Here is a 1,163-nt window from a genome sequence, read left to right on the forward strand (position 1 = left end):
CACCAGAACTTCGCCAAGCTGCAGGACACGGTGCGGGCCCAGCTCGACGCGCTGTGGACCGCGGACGCCGACGTCGAGGGTGTGCTCGCCGACACGTGCGCGGCGATCCAGCCCCTGCTCGGGGACTGAGCGTGGCGTCCTCCGCACTCGCACGACGGGACGCGGCCGTGGGGTACACCATGGTCGCGCCCGCCGTGCTCGGCGCGCTCGCGTTCGTCGTCGCGCCGCTGGTCGCCGTCGTCTGGTACTCGCTGCACGAGTGGAACGTCCTCGCGAACACGTTCACGTTCGCGGGCGCCGACAACTACGAGCGCATGCTCTCCGACCCCGGCCTGCGCGACTCGCTGCTCGCGAGCCTGTGGTTCTCGATCGGCCTCGTGGTCCTCAACATCTCGCTCGCGCTGCTCCTCGCGGTGCTGCTCAACCAGAAGCTCCCGGGCACGACGACGTTCCGCACGTTCTTCTTCTCGCCGGTGGTCGTGTCGCTCGTCGCCTGGACGATCGTGTGGAGCTTCCTGCTCCAGGCGGACGGCGGGATCAACGGGTTCCTCTCGCTGCTCGGCATCGAGGGACCGAACTGGCTGCGCGGCGAGACGACGGCCATGATCTCGGTGATCGTCGTCCAGGTGTTCAAGAACGTCGGCCTCAACATGATCCTGTTCCTCGCGGCGCTGCAGGGGGTGCCGGAGGAGATCCAGGAGGCGGCGCGCATCGACGGCGCCGGGGCGTGGCGACGCTTCCGCTCGATCACGCTCCCGCTCATCAGCCCGACGCTCCTGCTCGTCTCGATCCTCACGATCGTCGGCTCGCTCGAGGTCTTCGCGCAGATCGCCGTGCTCACGGGTGGCGGTCCGGGGAACTCGACCACGGTGCTCGTCTACTACCTGTACCAGCAGGCGTTCCGCTTCAACGACTTCGGCTACGCGAGCGCGATCTCCGTCCTGCTGTTCGTCATCGTCCTCGTCCTGACACTCGTGCAGTGGCAGACGCGCAAGAGGTGGGTCTTCCATGAAGTCTGACGTGATGCCCGGCCCGGCCACGCTCCCGGGCGCGGACGACGGCCCGGCCCGGCCCGCGGCGTCGGGCACGGGCGGCGACGGCGCGGACCGCTCACGGCACGCGCCCGCCCGTCGGGACCGCGCCGCGCGCTCGCGGCGCAGGTG

At 70.0% G+C, this 1,163-nt stretch carries 1 protein-coding gene; it reads left to right on the forward strand.

Going from position 1 to position 1,163, the window contains the following annotated elements:
- Positions 1-131 precede the first annotated feature (131 nt).
- The gene (locus ACFCZN_RS21470) at positions 132-1,019 is read left to right on the forward strand and encodes a carbohydrate ABC transporter permease (RefSeq protein ID WP_378233695.1); all 888 of its coding nucleotides are present in this window, start codon (positions 132-134) and stop codon (positions 1,017-1,019) included.
- Positions 1,020-1,163 lie beyond the last annotated feature (144 nt).

Source organism: Isoptericola sp. NPDC056134, assembly GCF_042264825.1.
Lineage (GTDB): Bacteria > Actinomycetota > Actinomycetes > Actinomycetales > Cellulomonadaceae > Isoptericola > Isoptericola nanjingensis.